This window comes from Serratia sp. YC16 (assembly GCF_009707615.1).
GTDB classification, from domain to species: domain Bacteria; phylum Pseudomonadota; class Gammaproteobacteria; order Enterobacterales; family Enterobacteriaceae; genus Serratia; species Serratia surfactantfaciens.
The window spans coordinates 83,657-106,229 of record NZ_WLYN01000008.1; the positions used below are offsets into that span (position 1 = coordinate 83,657).

Consider the following 22,573-nt stretch of genomic DNA (forward strand, 5'->3'; position numbering starts at 1 on the left):
TATGAAACGTTTACCTATATCGCTGGCGGTCGCTGCTCTGCTGGCCAGCCCATGGGCGATGGCGAAGACCGTTGACGCCGTCGCCAGCTTTTCCATTTTAGGGGATATCGTCAAGCAGGTGGGGGGCGATCACGTCAAGGTCAGCACGCTGGTGGGGCCGGATGGCGATCCGCACAGCTTCGAGCCTTCGCCGCAGGACGGCAAAAAGCTGGCGCAGGCCGATGTGGTGTTCGTCAGTGGCCTGGGGCTGGAAGGGTGGATCGATCGTCTGGTCGGGGCATCGGGCTATAAAGGGCAGGTGATCACCGCTTCACAGGGCATCAATACCCGCCAGATGGAGGAGGACGGCAAACCGATTACCGATCCCCATGCCTGGAACAGCATGAAAAACGGCGTGCAGTACGCCACCAATGTGATGAACGCCCTGATTGCCGCCGATCCCGAGGACGCCAACTATTTCCGCCAGCGCGGCGCGGAATACATCCAGCAGTTGCAAAAGCTCGACCTGTGGGCCAAAAACCAGTTCGCCGCTGTGCCGCCGCAGAAACGCAAGGTGCTGACCAGCCATGATGCCTTTGGCTACTTTGGACAAGAGTATGGCGTCACCTTCCTCGCCCCGGTCGGATTTTCCACCGAAGCGGAAGCCAGCGCCAGCGACGTGGCGAGCCTGATTAAGCAGATTAAACAGGAGAAGGTTAACGCTTACTTTATCGAAAACCAGACCGATCCGCGGCTGGTAAAACAGATCGCTGCCGCGACCGGTGCCAAGGCGGGCGGTGAGCTGTACCCGGAAGCGCTCTCCCGTGCCGGCGGCCCGGCGGCCACCTATGAGCAGGCGTTCAAACACAATGTCGACACGCTGCTGAGCAGCATGAAGTAATCACTGCCCCCGCCCGCGGGTGGGGGACAGCTTGCAGGCACTTTCTCGTCATAAAAAAAGCCCCGTTGAGCAGCAACGGGGCTTTGCGACAGATGACACTTTGGAGTTAACGCTTTTTCTTACGTCCCTGTACCGCTTTGAATCGCGGATTGCTTTTACAGATCACATAGATGCGGCCACGACGACGCACGACTTTGCAATCCGGGTGGCGGTTTTTCGCCGAACGCAATGAACTCAATACCTGCATGGGGTTTCCTTGTTACTTATTGCCGATAAAGCGGCCAAAGCGCTGCTGGAAGCGCGCCGTGCTGCCTTCTTTGGAGTAGTCTTTCTGCTTGCCGGTGTAATACGGATGCGAAGCGGAAGAGACGTCGAGGGTGACATACGGCCAGCTTTCACCGTCCAGTTCGATGGTGCGATCGGTTTTGATGGTCGATCCCACTTTGAAGTAGGCGTTGGCGCTGACGTCGTGGAATACCACGGTGCGGTAATCGGGATGGATGCCGGGTTTCATGATGGCTCTCTCGTGTAATGTTATACTATAACAACAATTATGCGCCGACCTGACATCACGATCAAGCGTAAATTGCACTCACGAGTGAATTAATGAGAACGGTTTGCATTAAGCAACTGAAGCAAAAGAAAAAGGCCGCATGCGCGGCCTTTTCGATTATCGGGTGGAGCTCACATCACTGAGCGATCAGTGGTGCTCTACCGGATGGCTGTGTTCCAGATCTTCGCTCTTCTTGCTGAAGCGGCGGCGAACCACCACGAAGAACACCGGTACGAAGAAGATCGCCAAGACGGTAGCGGTGATCATCCCGCCCATTACGCCGGTACCCACCGCGTTCTGTGCGCCGGAGCCCGCACCGCTGCTGATAACCAGCGGCAGAACCCCGAGGATGAAGGCCAGAGACGTCATCAGGATTGGACGCAGACGCATACGCACCGCTTCCAACGTCGCTTCGATCAGGCCTTTGCCTTCTTTCTCCATCAGATCCTTGGCGAATTCCACGATCAGGATGGCGTTCTTCGCCGATAGACCTATGGTGGTCAGCAGCCCCACCTGGAAGTACACGTCGTTGTTCATGCCGCGCATCGTCGCGGCCAACAAGGCACCGATAACCCCCAGCGGCAATACCAGCATGACCGAGAACGGCACCGACCAGCTTTCATACAGCGCCGCCAGACACAGGAACACCACCAGAATCGAGATGGCGTACAGCGCCGGCGCCTGGTTGCCCGACAGACGTTCCTGATAGGACATGCCGGTCCAGTCGTAACCGATGCCGCTTGGCAGTTTGGACGCCAGCTGTTCCATCAGGTTCATCGCTTCACCGGTACTCTTGCCCGGTGCGGCCTGGCCGAGAATTTCCATCGACGGCAAGCCGTTATAGCGTTCCAGACGCGGTGAGCCGTATTCCCATTTCGCCGAAGAGAAGGCGGAGAATGGCACCATCTGGCCGCTGGTACCGCGCACGTACCACTTGTTGATGTCTTCCGGCAGCATGCGGAACGGCGCCTCGGCCTGTACGTACACCTTCTTCACACGACCGCGGTCGATGAAGTCGTTGACGTACGAACCACCCAGCGCGGTGCTCAGCGTGCTGTTGATGGTGGTGATGCTGACGCCCAGCGCCTTGGCTTTCTCCTGATCGACGATCAGTTTGAACTGCGGCGTATCTTCCAGGCCGTTCGGGCGCACACCCACCAGCACGTCCGGATGCTGAGCAACCATGCCCAACAGCTGGTTACGCGCTTCGGTCAGTTTTTCGTGCCCTAGGCCGCCCTGGTCGATCAGTTCGAAGTCGAAGCCGGTTGCGGTACCGAGTTCGATGATCGCCGGCAGGTTGAACGGGAACACCAGGCCTTCTTTAATCTGCGAGAACGCACCCATTGCGCGACCCGCGATCGCTTCGACCTTGTTTCCGGCCCCTGGGCGCTCGCCCCAGTCTTTCAGGCTGACGAACGCCAGACCGTTGTTCTGGCCGTTACCGTTGAAGCCGAAGCCCGCGACGGTAAACACCGAGACCACGTTGTCCTTTTCCTTGTTCAGGAAGTAGTCGGAGACTTCTTCCAGCACTTTGTTGGTGCGGGATTCGGTGGCGCCGGCAGGCAGCTGCACCATGGTCAACAGGATGCCCTGGTCTTCATCCGGCAGGAACGAGGAAGGCAGGCGCAGGAACAGCAGGCCCATGCCAACCACGATCAGCAGGTAGATGATCAGGTAGCGACCGGTGCTGCGCAGGATGTTGCCCACGCTGTCGGTGTAGTGATGCGTACTCTTCTCGAACATGCGGTTAAACCAGCCGAAGAAGCCTGTTTTAACCCCGTGATCGCCTTTCGGGATCGGTTTGAGCATGGTGGCGCACAGCGCCGGCGTCAGGATCAAGGCCACCAGCACTGACAGCGCCATCGCGGACACGATGGTGATCGAGAACTGGCGATAGATGGCGCCGGTTGAACCGCCGAAGAACGCCATCGGCACGAATACCGCCGACAGCACCATGGCGATACCCACCAACGCGCCCTGGATCTGGCCCATCGATTTACGGGTGGCTTCTTTCGGCGGCAGCCCCTCTTCGGACATCACGCGCTCGACGTTTTCCTCCACCACGTTGGCGTCATCCACCAGCAGGCCGATCGCCAACACCATACCGAACATCGTCAGGGTGTTTATCGAGAAGCCGAACGCCGCGAGTATCGCAAAGGTCCCCAGCAGTACTACCGGCACCGCGATGGTTGGGATCAACGTCGCGCGGAAGTTCTGCAGGAACAGATACATCACCAGGAACACCAGGATGATGGCTTCGATCAGCGTTTTCACCACTTCGTTGATGGAGATTTTAACGAACGGGGTGGTGTCGTACGGATAAACCACTTTCATCCCTTGCGGGAAGAATGGTGCCATCTTGGCCAGCTCGTCTTTCACACCTTTGGCGGTGTTCAAGGCGTTGGCACCGGTAGCCAGTTTGATACCCAGACCGGCGGCAGGCTTGCCGTTATAGCGAGCGGTAACGGCGTAGCTTTCCGCGCCGCGCTCGATGTGAGCGACGTCGCGCAGGCGCACCTGGGAACCGTCGGTATTGACCTTCAGCAGGATCTTGCCGAACTCTTCCGGCGAAGTCAGACGGGTCTGCGCGATGATCGAGGCGTTCAACTGCTGCCCCGGCACCGGCGGCAGGCCGCCCAGCTGCCCTGCGGCGATCTGGTTGTTCTGCTCGGTGATGGCGGAAGTCACGTCCGTGGTCGTCAGCTGGTAGTTGTTCAGCTTGTTCGGGTCCAGCCAGATACGCATCGCGTACTGGGCACCGAACAGCTGCACTTCACCCACGCCGGACGAACGGCTGATCGGGTCCTTGATGTTGGACGCCACGTAGTCCGCAATATCGTCCTGAGTCATGTTCGGATCGTCGGAAACGAAGCCGGCCACCATCAGGAAGCTGCTGCTGGATTTTTCTACTTTCAGGCCCTGCTGCTGAACTTCTTGCGGCAGCAGCGGGGTGGCCAACGACAGTTTGTTCTGGACCTGAACCTGCGCGATGTCAGGATCGGTGCCGGATTCAAACGTCAGGGTAATGGTGACGCTACCAGAGGAATCACTGGTGGAGGACATGTACATCAGGTTATCGATACCGTTCATGTTCTGTTCGATAATCTGCGTGACGGTATCCTGCACCGTTTTGGCATCTGCGCCCGGGTAGTTGGCGGAAATGCTCACCGCCGGCGGTGCAATAGTGGGATACTGCGCAATTGGCAGTTTCATTATTGCAAGCACCCCCGCCAACATGACGATGATGGCGATAACCCAGGCGAAAATTGGGCGATCTATAAAGAACTTAGCCATGTATTACCGGCTCCTTTTTATGACTTCTGCGCTTCAGACTGCGGCTGTTTTTGCGCCTGAGTGTCAACTTCCTGCACTTTTACCTGCGCGCCCGGATGCACTTTCATCAGGCCGGTGACGATCACGCGATCGCCGGCTTTCAGGCCATCGGTAACCAGCCATTTGTCGCCAATCGCCTGGTCCGCCTTCAGCGTGCGCAGTTCAACTTTGTCGTCTGCCCCTACCACCAGCGCCGTCGCGTCGCCGCGCGGGTTGCGGGTTACGCCTTGCTGAGGTACCAGCAGCGCATCGCTGCGCACGCCTTCGTCCAGACGAGCGCGCACGAACATGCCCGGCAGCAGCGTATCGTTCGGGTTAGGGAACAGAGCGCGAATGGTGATGGAACCGGTGGTCTCATCGACGGTGACGTCAGAGAACTCCAGCGTGCCTTCCTGCGCGTATTCGGCGCCGTTTTCCAGCATCAGTTTCACTTTAGCCTTGCCGTTTTCCTGCTTCAGCGCGCCGCTGGCCAATTCTTGCTTCAGGCGCAGGAAGTCGGTGCTCGACTGGGTGACGTCGACATACATCGGATCCAGCTGCTGCACGGTGGACAGGGCGGTCGCCTGGCCGTTGCTGACCAGCGCGCCTTCGGTCACGGCGGATTTGCCGATGCGGCCGGAGATCGGAGAGGTCACCTTGGTGTACGCCAGGTTGATGCGCGCGGTTTCCACGGCGGCCTTGGCGGCCACGACGGCGGCATCCGCCTGCTGCAGCGTGGAGACGGCGTTGTCGTAGTCCTGCTTACTGATATAGCTGGTACCCAGCAATGGTTTGTAGCGGTTTACCGTCACGCGCGCGATCGAAGCGCTGGCCTGCGCTTTGGCCAAATCGCCTTTTGCGCTGTCGTAGCTGGCCTGATAGGTGGCGGGATCGATTTGGTACAGGGACGTCCCGGCCTTGATATCGCTGCCTTCAACGAAGTTGCGCTTCAGGATGATGCCGCTGACCTGAGGGCGAACTTCGGCGATACGATACGCAGCGGTGCGGCCAGGAAGATCGGTAGTGATGTTGAGAGGCTCGGCTTTCAAGGTCACTACGCCCACTTCAGGTGCCTGTTGATGAGCGCCTTGCTGTTGGGTTTCTTTATCGTTACATCCTGTTAGCACTAAGCTGCCTGAAAGCATCAGAACGGCCGCCAGAGGCGTTAACCCTCTGTTTTTGTTCATAGAAAAACCTCAAGTGTCCGATTTCAAAATGATCAATGGATCACAAGCTTTAAAACCCATTGCTGCGTTAATTATATGTGCGTGCTATGGTACATACATTCGCGAATGTATGTAAATCACACTCCCCCTAAATAACAATGCCATGGCACGAAAAACCAAACAGCAGGCACAAGAAACCCGACAGCAAATCCTTGATGCTGCGGTGAGAGAGTTCTCTGAACGTGGCGTTGCTGCAACGTCACTGACAGATATTGCCACCGCTGCTGGGGTTACGCGTGGAGCTATTTACTGGCACTTCAAGAATAAGGTAGACCTGTTTAATGAAGTTTGGGAATCTACCGAGCCGAAAATTGACCAGCTCGAGACAGAGTATCAGGCAAAGTTTCCCGATAATCCACTGCGGGTTATCCGAGAAATTCTGATTTACATTCTGACGTCTACGGTGGAAGACTGCCGCAGGCGGGCGTTGATGGAAATTATATTCCACAAATGCGAGTTTGTCGGTGAAATGATGCCGTTGCTGGATTCGCGCAAAGTGCTGTATCTCGCCGGTTATGACCGCATCGAGGCCGTGCTGTATAACTGCATACATCACGGGCAATTGCCCAGCGATCTGCACACTCGCCGGGCGGCGATCATCCTGCGCGGTTATATCACCGGCCTGATGGAAAACTGGCTGTTTATGCCGGAAAGTTTTGATCTGCGGGCCGAAGCCGAAGCGTTGGTGGACGCGTTCCTGGACATGCTGCAGTTTTGCCCCACCCTGCGCCTCAAACCCGATGCGCCGACGCCAACAACGCCAGACGCCGGCCGCCTTCCTTTATAATAAGTCTTGATAAGTATAAGGAGAGACTTCATGTCATCAGTCGTTCTTATCGCCAACGGCGCCGCCTATGGCCATGAATCCTTGTTCAATGCGCTACGGTTGGCTATCGCGATGAAAGAGCAGCAGAGCAGCCTCGACCTGCGGCTGTTTCTGATGTCCGATGCGGTGGTGGCCGGGCTGGCCGGGCAGCAGCCGCACGAAGGGTACCATCTGCAGCAGATGCTGGAGATCCTTACCGCGCAGCAGGTGCCGGTCAAGCTGTGCAAGACCTGCGCCGACGCGCGCGGCGTCAGCCGCCTGCCGCTGGCGGACGGCGTGGCGATCGGCACGCTGGTCGAGCTGGCGCAGTGGACGCTGGCGGCGGAGAAAGTGCTGACTTTCTGATTTCGCGACAACGGGACATCACCGGCAACGTTTTTGTTGTTCGTTGCCCGCCGGCGATCGTGATAATCTTCAGGCTTCTTTACCGATCCGAAGCTAAATCATGCATCGCTGGTTGACTCTGCCTTCTCTGGCGCCGCTCTCGTTTGTCGGCGCATGCCGGCGGCGCATCGCCGCCGCGACATTCCTTTTCCTGATTTGCGCGTTCATCTTTCCGGCGCAGGCGGCGCTGAACGGCGATCTGCCGCAGCGTAGCGAAGTGCAAAGCCAGTTGGAAGCGCTGAACAAACAGAAAGCCCTGACGCCGGTCGAAAAGCTCTCCCAACAGGATTTGACCCGTACGCTGGAGCTGCTGGACGCCATCGAGCGCAACCGGCAGGACGCTGCGCAGCTCAAACAGCAGGTGCAGCAGGCGCCGGCGAAGCTTAATCAGGTCACCGCCGAGCTGGATGCGCTGAAACGGCCTGAAGACAGTGCTGCGGCGCGCGCCGCCCTATTGCCGCTGTCGCTGCGCCAGTTGGAAAGCCGGCTGTATCAAACGCTTGATGAACTGCAAAGCGCGCAGGAGAGCCTCTCCACTTACAACAGCCAACTGGTGTCGCTGCAAACTCAGCCTGAACGGGTGCAGAGCACCATGTATGCCGCTTCGCAGCGTCTGCAGGAGATCCGCAGCCAACTCAGCGGCCAGACGCCGGGGCAAGATTCGCTGCGCAACAGCCAACAGGTCATGCTGGCCACCGAACAGGCGCTGCTCAACGCGCAGCTGGAGCTGCAGCGCAAAAGCCTGGAAGCCAATACCACTTTGCAGGATCTGCTGCAAAAGCAGCGCGACTACACGACGGCGCATATCGACGCGCTGGATCGCTCGGTGCAGCTGCTGCAGGAGATCGTCAACAGCAAGCGGTTGACGCTGTCTGAAAAGACCGCCAAAGAGGCGCAGAACCCGGAAGACGCCACCGATATCCAGCACGATCAGCTGGTCAGCAAGCAGCTGGACGTCAACCGTCAACTGAGCCAGCGGCTGATCGCCGCTACCGAAGAGAGCAACACGCTATTCCAGCAGAACATTCGGGTCAAAAACTGGCTCGATCGCGGGCTGCAGGCGGAGCGTAACCTGAAAGAGCAGATCCAGGTGCTGAAGGGCAGCCTGGTGTTGTCGCGCATTTTGTATCAGCAGCAGCAAAGTTTGCCGCAGGGCACGCTGTTGGCGGACATGGACACGCGCATCGCCGATCTGCGGCTGGAGCAGTTCGACATCAATCAGCAGCGCGACGATCTGTTCAAGGGCGAGGATTACATCAACCAACTGGTGACCGAGAGTAAGGAAAAGGCCGGCCCGGAGGTGATCGACGCGCTGAACGAAATTATCGATATGCGCCGCGAGCTGCTGGATCAGCTGAATAAGCAGCTCAGCAACCAGCTGTCGCTGTCGATCAATCTGCAGATCAACCAGCAGCAGCTGACCAGCGTCTACGGTTCGTTGCAGGATACGCTGACCCAGCAGATTTTCTGGGTCAACAGCAACAAACCGGTCGATCTGGCGTGGCTCAAGGCGATGCCCGAGGCGGTGCGCGATCAGCTCGCCGGGCTCGATATCAAATTTGACGGCGGCAAGCTGGTGCAGGGCGGGTTGAATGCGCTGGTGTTCCTGATCCCGCTGCTGTTGGCGATCGGCGTGTTGCGCTGGCGCTACCGGCTGATCGACAACCATTTGCAAAAGCTGGCCAACGACGTGGGGCAACTGAAGCGCGACAGCCAACTGCACACGCCGAAGGCCATCGCGCTGACCTTGTTGAAGGTACTGCCAGGCGCCGCGCTGCTGCTCGGCATCGGTTTCTGGATGTATCGCGCCGATTTCGGCATCAGCGACTTTATCTGGGCGCTGTCGCAGCAGCTGGCGCTGTCGTGGCTGGTGTTCGGCTTCAGCTATCGGATGCTGAAACCGGGCGGTATCGCCGAGCGGCATTTCAACTTCGGGGCCAATCTGTGCGCGCATTACCGCCGTCAGACGCTGCGTCTGGGGCTGGCGCTGCAGCCGTTGATCTTCTGGTCGGTATTGGGCGAGAAGGCGCCGCTGCGCCTGGTGGAAGACGTCATCGGCCAGATCGTGGTGATGCTGACGCTGGCGCTGCTCGCGGTGCTGGTGTTCCCGCTGTGTCGCGACAGCTGGCGCGAAAAGGGCTCGCACGCCGTGCGGCTGGTGGTGGTTACCGCCATCGCCGCCACGCCGCTGATCCTGCTGGGGCTGATGTTCGCCGGTTACTTCTATACCACGCTGCGATTGGCCAGCCGTTGGATAGACAGCCTGTATCTGTTCTTCCTGTGGAATATCGTGTATCTGACCGCGCTGCGCGGCCTGAGCGTGGCGGCGCGGCGCCTGGCCTACCGGCGCGCGTTGGCGCGGCGGCAAAACGTGGCGAAAGAGGGGGCTGAAGGCGGCGAACCGGTGGTGGAAGAGCCGCCGCTGGCGCTCGATCAGATCAACCAGCAATCGCTGCGCCTGACCACCCTGGTGCTGTTCGCCATCTTCGCCAGCGCCTTCTACGCCATTTGGTCGGATTTGGTGACGGTTATCGCTTACCTGGACAGCATCACGCTGTGGCATTACACCAGCACCGTGGCGGGCAGCAGCGTGGCGCAGGCGGTGACGCTGGGCAATATGATGGTGGCGATCGCCGCGGTGATCGTCGCTTATGTTCTCACCCGCAACCTGCCCGGTCTGCTGGAAGTGGTGGTGCTGTCGCGGCTGCAGCTGCGGCAGGGGACTTCCTACGCCATCACCACCGTGCTCACCTACCTGATTACCGCCGTGGGGGCGGTGGTCGCTCTGGGATCGCTCGGCGTAGCCTGGGACAAACTGCAGTGGCTGGCCGCCGGTTTGACGGTCGGGTTAGGCTTCGGGTTGCAGGAGATCTTCGCCAACTTCGTCTCCGGTCTGATCATTCTGTTCGAACGCCCGATCCGTATCGGCGATACCATCACTATCGGCACTTTCTCCGGTTCGGTCAGCCGGATCCGCATTCGCGCCACCACCATTACCGACTTCGATCGCAAAGAGGTGATCATCCCGAACAAGGCGTTCGTCACCGAGCGGCTGATCAACTGGTCGCTGTCCGACACCATCACTCGCGTGCTGATCAAGGTGGGGGTGGCTTACGGCTCCGATCTCGATAAGGTGAAAAAGGTGTTGCTGCAGGCGGCGCACGACAATCCGCGGGTGATGACCGATCCCGAACCGCAGGTGTTCTTCCTCAACTTCGGTGCCAGCACGCTGGATCACGAACTGCGGCTGTATGTGCGCGAACTGCGCGATCGCAGCTATACCGTGGACGAATTGAACCGCTCAATCGATCGCCTGTGCCGGGAAAACGGCATCGACATTGCCTTCAATCAGCTGGAGGTGTATCTGCATAACCAGCAGGGCAATGAAGTGCAGGAAGTGAAGAGAACGCTGTCGCCGGATGAAGGCGGCCAGACGGCGGGCTGATGAAGAAAGAAGAGGCGAAAGGGACAGCGGCGCTGTCCCTTATTACTGTCCGGCGGGCAGATAGGGGGAGGTGACGCCGGCGCGCTGCAGCTTTTCCTGATAATCCCGTTTGACGATATCCAGCGCCGCCAGTGCGGTGGCCGGATCGATTTCGTTGCATTCCAACAGGTAGATCAAGTCTACCGCCAGCTGCAGTTCGGGTGAGGCGTTTTCCAGAGACATGGCACCTGCGCTTATTGATTAATGAGATGAAAAATTCACGTATCGGCAAAGTATAGTGAACCCGGCGCGCAACCGGGAATAATCATTAAAATATTGTGATAAATCTTCAAAAACCGTTTTCTTTGCGTTCGATATTGCGCTCGATGCGCGCCAGCGCCTGACGACAGCGCATCAGCCGCCCCTCCAGCGCCGCCAGCTCGTGCTGCAGCTTTTGCTGCGCCGCCAGCGTGGTCTGGCGCCCCAGCAGGCTTTCCCGATCCTGAATCATGGCGATCAGCCGGCGTTCGTAGTCCTGATGCTCGGCCAGCTTGTGGTACAGATCGGCCTCGGGGGCTTCTTTCGGCTGGTTCTTGCGCCGCAGTGCCTGGGTCGCCAGTTCGCGCTGCAGGGCGGCGATCTGGGCTACCAGCTTTTCGGCCAGAAAGGCCACCTGACTGGCGCGGCTGTCGTTGGCTGCGTGTTGCAACTGGGCGAAGTTTTTCTCCACCTCGGCCAGATAGTCGCGCAGCCGCGTGCCGCGGTTGGCGAACAGGGCGGCGTCGAAGCGCGCCTGCGGGATCGGAACATCGCCGCGCGGGGTGACCTCGGCCGCCAGCGCCGCGATCTGCTGTGCCAACACCTGTAATAGACGCTGAGTGCTCACATAAGCTCCCTCTTGATTTCAACAGGCGTAAGCTTGCCCGCGATCCTGCCGTGAAACAAGCGCCGCACGCATATTCCGCCGGCGCGGCGCCGATGCTACAGTAGGCGGCAACCGATTGAGGAGCGAAGAGCCGCATGACGCGTGGGTTATTGATCATTTTAGGCTGGCTGGCGGTGGTGCTGGCGACGTTGGGCGTGGTGCTGCCGCTGCTGCCGACCACGCCGTTCCTGCTGTTGGCTGCCTGGTGCTTCGCCCGCTCTTCGCCGCGCTTTCATCACTGGCTGCTGCACCGCTCCTGGTTCGGTCCTTACCTGCGCCACTGGCAGCAGCATCGCGCGCTGCCGCCGGGGGCGAAGTGGAAGGCGGTGCTGGTGATCGTGCTCACCTTCGCCTGTTCGCTGTGGCTGGTGAAAATCTGGTGGGTGCGCGGGCTGTTGCTGCTGATGCTGGCTATTTTGCTGACCTTTATGCTGCGCCTGCCGGTTATTGACCTGTCGCAACAAAAACAGCGCTGATTGTGCGCCGCCGGTTGCATTTGTCCGCCAGTTTGCATAGATTTGGGCGTTTTCGTGCGCGGATCGCCTGCCATTTCTTCTCCGGCGTGTTTCTCCCGGGGGCGGTGGGTGAGCGGCGCGCCGGTTTTCAGGCAGTTTTATCAGGCAACAATTATGACCGCTACTGCGCAGCAGCTTCAGTTTATTAAAGACAGTATCAAAACCATCCCGGATTATCCGAAGCCGGGCATCCTGTTCCGCGACGTGACCAGCCTGCTGGAAAACCCGTTGGCCTACGCCGCCAGCATCGAGCTGCTGGTTGAGCGCTATCGCGAAGCGGGCGTGACCAAGGTGGTGGGTACCGAAGCGCGTGGTTTCCTGTTCGGCGCGCCCGTCGCGCTGGCATTGGGCGTCGGTTTCGTGCCGGTGCGCAAACCGGGCAAACTGCCGCGCGCCACGCTCAGCGAAAGCTATGAGCTGGAATACGGCACCGACAAGCTGGAGATCCATACCGACGCCATCACCGCGGGTGACAAAGTGCTGGTGGTGGACGATCTGCTGGCGACCGGCGGCACCATCGAAGCGACCACCAAACTGATCCGCCGCCTGGGCGGTGAAGTAAAAGACGCCGCGTTCATCATTAACCTGCCGGATCTGGGCGGGGAAGCGCGTCTGAACAAGCTGGGCATCGATTGCTACTGCCTGGTGGATTTCGCCGGTCATTGATGCGGCATCGCCCCTCGGGCACAACGGCCTCGCGGATCGCCGCGGGGCTGTGTTAGCATGACCCTCCAGATTACTCGACTTCTCCGGTATTAATGAGCTATCAGGTTCTCGCCCGTAAGTGGCGCCCTCAAACGTTCGCAGACGTGGTCGGCCAGGAACATGTCCTGACCGCGCTGGCCAACGGCCTCTCGCTGGGGCGGATCCATCACGCCTATCTGTTCTCGGGCACGCGCGGCGTGGGGAAAACCACCATCGCGCGCTTGCTGGCCAAAGGCCTGAACTGTGAAACCGGCATCACCGCCACGCCGTGCGGCCAATGCGACAACTGCCGCGAGATCGAGCAGGGCCGCTTCGTCGATCTGATCGAGATTGACGCCGCTTCACGAACCAAGGTGGAAGATACCCGCGATCTGCTGGACAACGTCCAGTACGCGCCGGCGCGCGGCCGCTTCAAGGTCTATCTGATCGATGAAGTGCACATGCTCTCGCGCCACAGCTTCAACGCCTTGCTGAAGACGCTGGAGGAGCCGCCAGCACACGTCAAATTCCTGTTGGCCACCACCGATCCGCAAAAATTGCCGGTGACCATTCTTTCCCGCTGCCTGCAGTTTCACCTCAAAGCGCTGGACGTCGATCAGATCCGTCAGCAGCTGGAAACGGTGCTGACGGCGGAACAGATCACCAGCGACGCCCGCGCGCTGCAGCTGCTGGCGCGCGCCGCCGACGGCAGCATGCGCGATGCGTTGAGCCTGACCGATCAGGCGATCGCCATGGGGCAGGGGCAGGTGACCGCCGCCACCGTCAGCCAGATGCTCGGCACGCTCGATGACGAGCAGCCGCTGGCGATCCTCGAAGCGCTGGTCAGCGCCGACGGCGAAAAGGTGATGGCGCAGGTCGCGCAGGCCGCTTCGCGCGGCGTGGACTGGGAAAATCTGCTGGTAGAGACGCTGGCGCTATTGCACCGCATTGCGATGGTGCAGCTGCTGCCTTCGATGCTCGACAACCACTACGCCGCCGTGGAACAACGGCTGCGTGAGCTGGCGCGCACCCTGCCGCCGGCCGATGTGCAGCTCTATTACCAGACGCTGTTGGTGGGCCGCAAAGAGCTGGCCTATGCGCCGGATCGCCGCATGGGGGTTGAGATGACCCTGCTGCGCGCGCTGGCGTTTCATCCGAAAGCGGTGATCCCGGAGCCGGTGGCGTTGGTACAGACCGCGCCGGCGCCGATGGCGCAGCCGCAGGCCGCCGCATCGCAACAGCCGCCGCAGTTTCAGGACGCACCGCCGCCGCTAGGGCAGCCGGCCGCGCCACAGCGACAATCATCGACTCCGTTACCGGATGCCACCGCCCAGCTGTTGAAAGCGCGGTCCCAGCTGCAACGGCAGCAGGGAGCATCCACACCAAAAAAGAATGAGCCGGCGGCGCCAGGAATAGCGCGGCCGGCAAACTCGGCGCTGGGGCGTTTGGCTTCCGTGACCGAGCGTAGCCAGCAGCGCCTGGCGGAGAAGAAGGTGCCGGAAAAACCGGCGAAGCCGGAAGCCTATCGCTGGCGCGCGCAGACCGAGCCGGAAGCGGCGCCGGAACCGCTGGCGACGCCGAAAGCGCTGCGCACGGCGTTGGAACACGAGAAAACGCCGGAGCTGGCCGCCAAGCTGGTGGTGGAGTCGCTGGAGCGCGATGCCTGGGCGGCGGAAATCGATAAGTTGAAGATCCCGAAACTGGTGCAGCAGCTGGCGTTAAACGCCTTCAAGCAGCAGCCGGAGCCGGGCAAAATTAGCCTCCATCTGCGGTCTTCGCAGCGCCATCTGAATTCGCCTTCGGCGCAGAAGACGCTGGCCGACGCGCTCGGGGAGCTGTATGGCAACCCGGTTGAGCTGACCGTGGTGGAGGACGATAATCCGGCGGAGCGCACCCCGCTGGAATGGCGACAAGCCATCTATGAAGAAAAACTGGCGCAGGCGCGCCAGTCCATCGATGCGGATACCAACATTCAGACGTTGCGCCGGTTCTTCGACGCGGACCTGGATGAAGAGAGTATTCGCCCCCTTTAAACGCTGCGCAACGTGCGCGGCCCTAGCGACGAGAGACGACTATGTTTGGTAAAGGCGGTCTGGGCAACCTGATGAAGCAAGCCCAGCAAATGCAAGAAAAAATGCAGCAGATGCAGGAAGAAGTCGCCAAATTGGAAGTGACCGGCGAGTCTGGCGCGGGCCTGGTGAAAGTGACCATCAACGGCGCGCACAACTGCCGCCGTGTGGAGATCGATCCAAGCCTGATGGAAGACGACAAAGAGATGCTGGAAGATCTGATCGCCGCTGCGTTTAACGACGCCGCGCGCCGCATCGAAGAGACTCAGAAAGAGAAAATGGCCTCCGTTTCCAGCGGCATGCAGTTGCCGCCTGGCTTCAAGATGCCGTTCTGATGCAAACCAGCCCGCTCCTTGAATCCCTGATGGAGGCGCTGCGCTGCCTGCCGGGCGTCGGCCCGAAATCGGCGCAGCGCATGGCGTTCCAACTGCTGCAGCGCGATCGCAGCGGCGGCATGCGCCTGGCGCAGGCGTTGACGCGCGCGATGTCGGAGATCGGCCACTGTGCCGACTGCCGCACCTTCACCGAACAGGACGTCTGCACTATCTGCGCCAATCCGCGCCGTCAGCAAAACGGCCAGATTTGCGTGGTGGAAAGCCCGGCGGATATCCACGCCATCGAGCAGACCGGCCAGTTCGCCGGGCGCTACTTTGTGCTGATGGGGCATCTGTCGCCGCTGGACGGCATCGGGCCGGGCGATATCGGTCTGGATCGCCTGGAGCAACGGCTGGAAAAGGAAAGCATCACCGAAGTGATCCTCGCCACCAACCCGACGGTGGAAGGGGAGGCGACCGCCAACTACATCGCCGAGATGTGCGGCCAGTATGGCGTGCTCGCCAGCCGCATCGCCCACGGCGTGCCGGTGGGCGGCGAGCTGGAGATGGTCGACGGCACTACGCTGTCGCATTCCCTGGCCGGGCGCCACGCCATCAAGTTCTGATGTTTTCCCGGGTGGGGCCATTCGGCCCCGTCCTATCGCGAACAAAGGAGGAAAAACCACGTTTTTCCTCCTTTGTTGTTATCAGCCGAAAATCAATAATTGGGCGCGGCCGTTCGGTCCCAGCGGTTTTTGCCAAAAATTTCCCACCGTCCGCTTGAAAAACAACACCCTGACCCTCATCTGATCCTCATTGTTCGATTTTGGTAGCCATTGTCTTTTGAGGTAATCAATGAGTATGAAAGGTCAAGAAACCCGCGGGTTCCAGTCTGAAGTAAAACAGCTGCTTCATTTGATGATCCATTCGCTGTACTCCAACAAAGAAATTTTCCTGCGCGAGCTGATTTCCAACGCCTCTGACGCCGCCGACAAGCTGCGCTTCCGCGCCCTGTCTGCGCCAGAGCTGTACGCCGGCGACGGCGAGCTGCGCGTACGCTTGTCCTTCGATAAAGAGCAGCGCACCCTGACCATCGCCGACAACGGCATCGGCATGCGCCGCGAAGAAGTGATCGAGAACCTCGGCACCATCGCCAAGTCAGGCACCAAAGCATTCCTGGAATCCATCGGTTCCGACCAGGCGAAAGACAGCCAGCTGATCGGCCAGTTCGGCGTCGGTTTCTACTCGGCGTTCATCGTGGCGGACAAAGTGACCGTGCGCACCCGCGCCGCCGGTGCCGCCGATGACGAAGGAGTGTTCTGGGAGTCCGCCGGCGAAGGCGACTACACCATCGCCGACATCACTAAAGAGACCCGCGGCACCGAAATCACCCTGCATCTGCGCGAAGGCGAAGATGAGTACCTCGACGCCTGGCGCCTGCGCTCGGTGATCGGCAAATATTCCGATCACATCGCTTTGCCGGTGGAGATCGAAAGCAAGAACGAAGAAGACGATACTGTCACCTGGGAGAAGATCAACAAGGCGCAGGCCCTGTGGACCCGCAGCAAGGCTGACGTGACCGACGAAGAGTACAAAGAGTTCTACAAACACATCGCTCACGACTTCACCGATCCGCTGAGCTGGAGCCACAACCGGGTGGAAGGCAAGCAGGAGTACACCAGCCTGCTGTATATTCCGGCCCAGGCGCCGTGGGACATGTGGAACCGCGATCACAAGCACGGCCTGAAGCTGTACGTGCAGCGCGTGTTCATCATGGACGACGCCGAGCAGTTCATGCCGAACTACCTGCGCTTCGTGCGCGGCCTGATCGATTCCAACGATCTGCCGCTGAACGTGTCGCGCGAGATCCTGCAAGACAGCCGCGTGACGCAAAACCTGCGCGGCGCGCTGACCAAGCGCGTGCTGCAGATGCTGGATAAACTGGCCAAAGACGACGCCGAAGGCTACCAGAAATTCTGGCAGCAATTCGGTCTGGTGCTGAAAGAGGGGCCGGCGGAAGACAACGGCAATCAGGAAGCGATCGCCAAACTGCTGCGCTTCGCCACCACTCACGGCGACAGCTCGGCGCAGACCGTGTCGCTGGAAGAGTACGTCGGCCGCATGGCGGAAGGGCAGGAGAAGATTTACTACATCACCGCCGACAGCTACGCCGCCGCCAAGAGCAGCCCGCACCTGGAGTTGTTCCGCAAGAAAGGCATCGAAGTGCTGCTGCTGTCCGATCGCATCGACGAGTGGATGATGAGCTACCTGACCGAGTTTGACGGCAAGGCGTTCCAGTCGGTCAGCAAAGCGGATGAAGCGCTGGACAAACTGGCGGATGAAACCGAAGAGCAGAAAGCCGCCGAGAAGCAGCTGGAACCGTTCGTCGAACGCGTGAAAACCCTGCTGGGCGAGCGCGTGAAGGATGTGCGCCTGACGCACCGCCTGACCGATACGCCGGCGATCGTGGTGACCGACGCCGACGAAATGAGCACCCAGATGGCCAAGCTGTTCGCCGCCGCTGGTCAACAGGCGCCGGAAGTGAAGTACATTTTCGAGCTTAATCCCGAGCATGCGTTGGTCAAACGAGCATCCGACGTGGGCGATAACGAACATTTCGCCGAATGGATCGACCTGTTATTGGATCAGGCGCTGCTGGCTGAATGCGGTACGCTGGAGGATCCGAACCTGTTCATCCGTCGCATGAATAAGTTGTTGTCCGCCTAAAGTTGAAGATATGCGCCCTTAACGGCACAGTTAGGGGCGCGTTTTCGTTTTTTCCCCGCATTTTCTCGCCTTTTGTTCGTCTGTTTTTTTGCACATTCCGCAATCGATTTCCTTCGCGCGCCTTGAGCCTGCCCCCCCTGAAATGGTATCGTTGAGCGTTTTCGCAATTTTATAAAAACTACATAGCAAGGGGATTTACGCAATGCGTATCATTCTGCTGGGCGCTCCGGGCGCTGGTAAAGGTACTCAGGCTCAATTCATCATGGAGAAATACGGCATTCCGCAAATCTCCACCGGTGATATGTTGCGCGCAGCCGTGAAGGCCGGCAGTGAACTGGGCAAGCAGGCGAAAGAGATCATGGACGCCGGCAAGCTGGTGACCGATGAGCTGGTGATCGCGCTGGTCAAAGAGCGCATCGCTCAGGAAGATTGCCGCAAGGGCTTCCTGCTGGACGGTTTCCCACGCACTATTCCGCAGGCTGACGCGATGAAAGAAGCCGGCATCAACGTGGACTTCGTGCTGGAGTTCGACGTGCCGGACGAGCTGATCGTTGACCGCATCGTTGGCCGCCGCGTGCACGCGCCGTCCGGCCGCGTATACCACGTGAAGTTCAATCCGCCGCAGGTGGAAGGCAAAGACGACGTGACCGGCGAAGAGCTGACCACGCGCAAGGACGATCAGGAAGAGACCGTGCGCAAGCGCCTGGTGGAATACCATCAGATGACCGCGCCGCTGATCTCTTACTACAGCAAAGAAGCGGCGGCGGGCAACACCCAATACCGCAAAATCGACGGCACCCGCAAGGTTGCCGAAGTGAGCGCAGAGCTGGCGACCATCCTCGGTTGATCGCAAGCGGGTTGTGCATGACGCCGGGCCAGTGGCCCGGCGTTTTTTTTGGCCGTTTTCCCGCCAAACTGTGATCGCGGCGGCTTGTTGCGGTCGCGATCGTTAATCGCCCGTGCCAAATGGCGTATAACAAGCCTGCGTTTTTACCATCAGCAGGGAGCCGGGCATGCTCAGACAAACCAATCTTCTGGCGGAAGCCACCGCGCGCCAGATCGTCCAGCGGGCGATGGGCATCATCAGCCATTCCGTCAACGTGATGGACAGCAACGGCGTGATCATCGCCTCCGGCAATCCGCAGCGTCTGTTTCAGCGCCATGAGGGCGCGGTGCTGGCGTTGGCGGAGAATCGGGTGGTGGAGATCGATCGCGCCACCGCCGAGCATCTGAAAGGGGTGCGGCCCGGCATCAACCTGCCGTTCAGCTTTCGCAATCAGCGGGTGGGGGTGATCGGCATTTCCGGCGAGCCGGCCGAGGTGCGCGCTTACGCCGAGCTGGTCAAGATGGCGGCGGAGATGATGGTGGAGCAGGCGGCGCTGCTGGATCAGCACCAGTGGGAAAAACGCTACCGGGAAGAGCTGGCGAATCAGCTGCTGCAGCCACAGCCGAACACCGCGTCGCTGGAAGCGATGGCGGCGTATCTGGGGTTGGATCTGCGCCAGGCGCGCATGGTGTGGATCGTCGAGCTGCAAGAGGCGCAGCCGCACCTGCTGCGTGAGCTGCTGGCGGAGCTGGAAGCCACCCAGCGCGATGCGTTGATCGCCATTACCGGCTTCAATGAGATGACCCTGCTGCGCCCGGCCTGTATGGCGCAGGGCGAATGGAGCCTGAAGCTGGAGCGCCAACAGGCGCAGCGTTTGCAAAACCAGCTTAAACACCGTTTTCGGGTGCGGCTGATCGTCGGCGGTTTTTATGACGATCCGCAAAGTGCCTACCGCTCCAGCCTGACGGCGCGCGCCACCCAGGCGATGGCGCAGCGCCTGAAACTGCGCCATGCCACGCTGTTCTACCACGACTATCCGCTGCCGTCGCTGTTGTGCGATCTGGGGGAGGACTGGCGTGCTCAGGAGCTGGGGCGCCCTTGGCGAACGCTGGGCGAACAGGACGAAAAAGGCGTGCTGCGCGGTACGCTGCGCCACTATTTTTCGCAGAATTGTGATCAGACGCAGACCGCCGCGCAGCTGCATATTCACGTCAATACCCTGCGTTATCGCCTGCAGCGCATCGAGGCGATAACCGGCATGAAAATCAATCAATTAACCGATGCTCTGCGGCTGTATATCGGCATGCTGATGCACGACTGAATTGTGCCAACCCACAAATTCCGCGCCGTTCCGCCGGCGATTTTTTGTTGTTTTCCCTCAGGTCTGCGCCGGGCGCGCGCGATATGTTGGCCTGCACATCAACCACGGAGAAAACAACAATGACAACCGTATCCACTCTGGGGGCGCTGGTGGCGTTAGCCGTCGCCATCGTCCTGATTCTACGCAAGGTTCCGCCGGCTTACGGCATGATTGCCGGCGCGCTGGCGGGCGGGCTGTGCGGCGGCGCCGATCTGGTGCAGACCGTGACGCTGATGATTGGCGGGGCGCAGGGCATCACCAACGCCGTGATGCGCATTCTGGCGGCGGGGGTGCTGGCCGGGGTGCTGATCGAATCCGGCGCGGCACACACCATCGCCGAAACCATCGTGCGCAAGGTGGGCGAAACCCGCGCGCTGCTGGCGCTGGCGGTGGCTACACTGATCCTGACGGCGGTGGGGGTGTTCATCGACGTGGCGGTGATCACCGTCGCGCCTATCGCACTGTCGATCGCCCAGAAGGCCGGTATTTCACGCGCGGCGATCCTGCTGGCGATGATCGGCGGCGGCAAGGCCGGCAACGTGATGTCGCCCAACCCGAACACCATCGCGGCAGCGGACAATTTCCACGTGCCGCTCACCTCGGTGATGATGGCCGGCATCGTGCCGGGGCTGTGCGGCCTGGTGGTGGCCTATCTGCTGGCGCGCCGCCTGAGCGATAAAGGCAGCAGGGTGATGGCCGAAGAGTTGACTCAGCATGCCGAAGGGGCGCGGCCGGGCTTTGCCGCGGCGATCAGCGCGCCGCTGGTGGCGATCCTGCTGCTGTCGCTACGGCCGATCGCCGGGATCGCCGTCGATCCGCTGATCGCGTTGCCGGCCGGCGGTTTGGCGGGCGCGCTATTGATGGGGCGCATTCGCCAGTGCAATCAGTTTATGGTCTCCGGCCTGTCGCGCATGGCGCCGGTGGCGATCATGCTGCTCGGCACCGGCACGCTGGCAGGCATCATCGCCAACTCGGCGCTGAAGGATGTCCTGATTAACGGCTTAACGCATACCGGGCTGCCGGCCTGGTTGCTGGCGCCGCTGTCCGGCGCGCTGATGTCGATGGCAACCGCGTCGACCACCGCCGGCACCGCCGTAGCGTCCGGGGTATTCAGTTCCACGCTGCTGGAACTGGGGGTGAGCGGGTTGGCCGGCGCGGCGATGATCCATGCGGGCGCGACGGTGCTGGATCACCTGCCGCACGGCAGCTTCTTCCACGCCACCGGCGGCAGCGTCAATATGGCGGTGCACGAGCGGCTGAAGCTGCTGCCGTATGAGACGCTGGTGGGGTTCACCATCGCGGCAATCTCGGCGCTGATGTTTGGCGTATTTAACCTGGCGGGATAAGGAACAGTGATGAAAACGCTGAAAAAAGTGGTTATTGCCCCGGATTCTTTCAAAGAGAGCCTGAGTGCGCTCGGCGTCGCCGACGCTATCGAGCGGGGATTCCGTCAAATCTACCCGCAGGCGCACTACGTGAAGTTGCCGATGGCGGATGGCGGTGAAGGGACGGTGGAGTCGATGGTGGCGGCCACCGGCGGCGAAATCGTCCAGGTGACGGTCACCGGGCCGCTGGGCGAGCCGGTGCAGGGATTTTATGGCCTGCTGGGCGACGGTGAAACCGCGGTGATTGAAATGGCCGCCGCTTCCGGGCTGCATCTGGCGCCGCCTAATCGGCGCGATCCGCGCATCACCACCAGTTACGGCACCGGTGAACTGATGTTGGCGGCGTTGGAGCGCGGCGTGAAGGCGATCATTCTCGGCATCGGCGGGAGCGCCACCAACGACGGCGGCGCCGGGATGATGCAGGCGCTGGGCGTCAAACTGCTGGATTGGGATCGCCGGCCGCTGCCGGTGGGCGGAGCGGCCCTGGCGCAGCTGGCGCATCTCGATCTCGCCGGGCTGGATGCGCGTTGGCAACGGGTGAGCGTGACCGCCGCCTGTGACGTCGATAATCCGCTGTGCGGCGAAAAGGGCGCGTCGGCGGTGTTCGGGCCGCAGAAGGGGGCGACGCCGGAGATGGTGGCGCAGCTCGATGCGGCGTTGCATCACTATGGCGAACTGCTGGAGCGGGAAACCGGCCGCGCCGTGCTCACCCAGCCGGGCGCGGGGGCGGCGGGCGGCATGGGGGCGGCGCTGCTCGGCATGCTCGATGCGCGCTTGCGGCCGGGCATCGAGATCGTCACCGAAACCCTGCGCCTGGATGAGGCGGTGCGCGATGCCGACTTGGTGATCACCGGCGAAGGGCGGTTGGATAGCCAGTCGATCCACGGCAAAACGCCGATTGGCGTGGCGCGGGTGGCCAAGCGTCACGGCGTGCCGGTGATCGCCATCGCCGGTAGCCTGACGCCGGATTATCAGGTGGTGCATCAGCACGGCATCGATGCGGCGTTTTCGGTGCTCGATCGCATCGTGACGCTGGAAGAGGCGTTGGCGGACGCCGATCGCAATCTGCAGGTGACGGCGCGCAACGTGGCGGCGGTATGGCAGCTGGCGCAAGGGAGAGGCTCACAGGCATAGCCTGTTGCTGTTATCGGTTTCGACGCAGG

General features: G+C 60.6%; 20 protein-coding genes and 1 other annotated feature. Of the genes, 14 read left to right on the forward strand and 6 right to left on the reverse strand.

The features are described 5' to 3' along the window. The first annotated feature begins 1 nt into the window (after position 1). On the forward strand, positions 2-880 hold the full coding sequence (locus tag GKN89_RS19530) for a metal ABC transporter substrate-binding protein (protein WP_019454173.1): 879 nt from the start codon (positions 2-4) through the stop codon (positions 878-880). Positions 881-986: 106 nt separating this feature from the next. Here the strand turns inward: GKN89_RS19530 and ykgO are convergent, their stop codons facing one another. The 4 genes from ykgO to sdeX all read right to left on the reverse strand — a co-directional run bounded on the left by ykgO (position 987) and on the right by sdeX (position 5,932). Continuing rightward, positions 987-1,127 carry a type B 50S ribosomal protein L36 gene (gene ykgO / locus GKN89_RS19535; RefSeq protein WP_004940304.1) on the reverse strand — a complete coding sequence of 47 codons (141 nt, stop codon included), beginning with the start codon at positions 1,125-1,127 and terminating at the stop codon, positions 987-989. A gap of 12 nt (positions 1,128-1,139) precedes the next feature. Further along, positions 1,140-1,394, reverse strand: coding sequence for a type B 50S ribosomal protein L31 (locus tag GKN89_RS19540; RefSeq protein ID WP_004940303.1), 255 nt, complete (start codon positions 1,392-1,394; stop codon positions 1,140-1,142). 186 nt (positions 1,395-1,580) lie between these two features. After that, the gene (sdeY, locus tag GKN89_RS19545) at positions 1,581-4,727 is read right to left on the reverse strand and encodes a multidrug efflux RND transporter permease subunit SdeY (protein WP_154747589.1); all 3,147 of its coding nucleotides are present in this window, start codon (positions 4,725-4,727) and stop codon (positions 1,581-1,583) included. Between the two features lie 17 nt (positions 4,728-4,744). Beyond that, a complete protein-coding gene (gene sdeX, locus GKN89_RS19550) occupies positions 4,745-5,932 on the reverse strand; it encodes a multidrug efflux RND transporter periplasmic adaptor subunit SdeX (RefSeq protein ID WP_025160059.1) in 1,188 nt (395 codons plus the stop codon). A 142-nt stretch (positions 5,933-6,074) separates the two neighbouring features. On the opposite strand from sdeX, the gene acrR reads away from it, so the two are divergent. The 3 genes from acrR to mscK all read left to right on the forward strand — a co-directional run bounded on the left by acrR (position 6,075) and on the right by mscK (position 10,626). Further along, the gene (acrR, locus tag GKN89_RS19555) at positions 6,075-6,758 is read left to right on the forward strand and encodes a multidrug efflux transporter transcriptional repressor AcrR (RefSeq protein ID WP_154747590.1); all 684 of its coding nucleotides are present in this window, start codon (positions 6,075-6,077) and stop codon (positions 6,756-6,758) included. A 30-nt stretch (positions 6,759-6,788) separates the two neighbouring features. Beyond that, on the forward strand, positions 6,789-7,142 hold the full coding sequence (locus GKN89_RS19560; protein WP_004940282.1) for a DsrE/DsrF/TusD sulfur relay family protein: 354 nt from the start codon (positions 6,789-6,791) through the stop codon (positions 7,140-7,142). 100 nt (positions 7,143-7,242) lie between these two features. Then, positions 7,243-10,626 (forward strand): mechanosensitive channel MscK, encoded by a 3,384-nt coding sequence (mscK, locus tag GKN89_RS19565; protein ID WP_154747591.1) that lies wholly within the window; start codon positions 7,243-7,245, stop codon positions 10,624-10,626. A 42-nt stretch (positions 10,627-10,668) separates the two neighbouring features. On the opposite strand, the gene rsmS is transcribed toward mscK, so the two are convergent. Both rsmS and priC read right to left on the reverse strand, forming a co-directional pair. Beyond that, a complete protein-coding gene (gene rsmS / locus GKN89_RS19570; protein ID WP_016928837.1) occupies positions 10,669-10,848 on the reverse strand; it encodes a pleiotropic regulatory protein RsmS in 180 nt (59 codons plus the stop codon). 106 nt (positions 10,849-10,954) lie between these two features. Next, positions 10,955-11,491: a primosomal replication protein PriC gene (gene priC / locus GKN89_RS19575; protein WP_025160057.1), complete on the reverse strand. Its 537-nt coding sequence runs from the start codon at positions 11,489-11,491 to the stop codon at positions 10,955-10,957. Between the two features lie 134 nt (positions 11,492-11,625). Between priC and GKN89_RS19580 the strand changes: the two genes are divergently transcribed. The 10 genes from GKN89_RS19580 to GKN89_RS19625 all read left to right on the forward strand — a co-directional run bounded on the left by GKN89_RS19580 (position 11,626) and on the right by GKN89_RS19625 (position 22,544). Next, a complete protein-coding gene (locus tag GKN89_RS19580; protein WP_019454167.1) occupies positions 11,626-12,006 on the forward strand; it encodes a DUF454 family protein in 381 nt (126 codons plus the stop codon). 153 nt (positions 12,007-12,159) lie between these two features. Then, positions 12,160-12,711 (forward strand): adenine phosphoribosyltransferase, encoded by a 552-nt coding sequence (apt, locus tag GKN89_RS19585; protein ID WP_019454166.1) that lies wholly within the window; start codon positions 12,160-12,162, stop codon positions 12,709-12,711. Between the two features lie 92 nt (positions 12,712-12,803). Next, positions 12,804-14,762 carry a DNA polymerase III subunit gamma/tau gene (dnaX, locus tag GKN89_RS19590; RefSeq protein WP_154747592.1) on the forward strand — a complete coding sequence of 653 codons (1,959 nt, stop codon included), beginning with the start codon at positions 12,804-12,806 and terminating at the stop codon, positions 14,760-14,762. Further along, positions 14,095-14,159 (forward strand) — a sequence feature (DnaX frameshifting element). (Overlaps the previous gene by 65 nt.) Before the next feature lie 41 nt (positions 14,763-14,803). After that, entirely contained in the window at positions 14,804-15,133 is a 330-nt protein-coding gene (locus GKN89_RS19595; protein ID WP_004940264.1) for a YbaB/EbfC family nucleoid-associated protein, read from the forward strand. Next, the gene (gene recR, locus GKN89_RS19600; protein ID WP_004940263.1) at positions 15,133-15,738 is read left to right on the forward strand and encodes a recombination mediator RecR; all 606 of its coding nucleotides are present in this window, start codon (positions 15,133-15,135) and stop codon (positions 15,736-15,738) included. The genes GKN89_RS19595 and recR overlap by 1 nt, the downstream gene beginning before the upstream one ends. Before the next feature lie 235 nt (positions 15,739-15,973). Continuing rightward, a complete protein-coding gene (gene htpG / locus GKN89_RS19605; protein ID WP_195934022.1) occupies positions 15,974-17,839 on the forward strand; it encodes a molecular chaperone HtpG in 1,866 nt (621 codons plus the stop codon). Positions 17,840-18,041: 202 nt separating this feature from the next. After that, positions 18,042-18,686 carry an adenylate kinase gene (adk, locus tag GKN89_RS19610; protein ID WP_004940261.1) on the forward strand — a complete coding sequence of 215 codons (645 nt, stop codon included), beginning with the start codon at positions 18,042-18,044 and terminating at the stop codon, positions 18,684-18,686. 166 nt (positions 18,687-18,852) lie between these two features. Beyond that, complete coding sequence (locus GKN89_RS19615) at positions 18,853-19,986, forward strand: sugar diacid recognition domain-containing protein (protein ID WP_063918852.1); 1,134 nt, start codon at positions 18,853-18,855, stop codon at positions 19,984-19,986. A 119-nt stretch (positions 19,987-20,105) separates the two neighbouring features. Beyond that, entirely contained in the window at positions 20,106-21,371 is a 1,266-nt protein-coding gene (locus GKN89_RS19620; RefSeq protein WP_016928831.1) for a GntP family permease, read from the forward strand. Between the two features lie 9 nt (positions 21,372-21,380). Then, a complete protein-coding gene (locus GKN89_RS19625) occupies positions 21,381-22,544 on the forward strand; it encodes a glycerate kinase (RefSeq protein WP_154747594.1) in 1,164 nt (387 codons plus the stop codon). Positions 22,545-22,573 lie beyond the last annotated feature (29 nt).